This is a genomic window from Thermococcus sp. JdF3, assembly GCF_012027495.1.
Lineage (GTDB): Archaea > Methanobacteriota_B > Thermococci > Thermococcales > Thermococcaceae > Thermococcus.
Window position 1 is genome coordinate 1 of the sequence record NZ_SNUK01000028.1, and the last position, 437, is coordinate 437.

General features: G+C 46.9%; 1 protein-coding gene. It reads left to right on the forward strand.

The features are described 5' to 3' along the window. Nucleotides 1-437, forward strand: a 437-nt coding sequence (locus tag E3E42_RS11745) for a cation:proton antiporter (protein ID WP_206206136.1), incomplete at both ends; no start/stop codon positions are given.

Sequence of the window (437 nt, forward strand, 5' to 3'; positions counted from 1 at the left end):
GTCCGCTCCAATAGTGCTCCGTCTCAAGCGCTTCTTTGGTGAGGATTTCCTTCACGTTGCCCTCTCATACGCGGTCATAAGTGAAGTCATGAGTCTCTTCATAGTCTATATAATGGTTAGAATACATGAAAACCCCGGGAACTATACTCCCATTGTGACCAGTATCCTCAAGGATGCGGTCTTTATTGGAGGCATTATGTACATCAACTACATCATAGGCATACAGCAGAAAGTGTACATCATAAGGTTCCTGAGGAGGCTTAGGAGTGACGAGGCCGTATTTGGACTGTTCATGGTGTTTTCAACATCACTAGCGTTCATTAGCGAAGAGATTGGTATGCACTTCAGCATAGGTGGGTTCTTGGCAGGCCTCTTGATGCACAGCGACCTCGTTGGAACCAAACAATACGACAGGCTTACCACCATAGTCAGCGGCG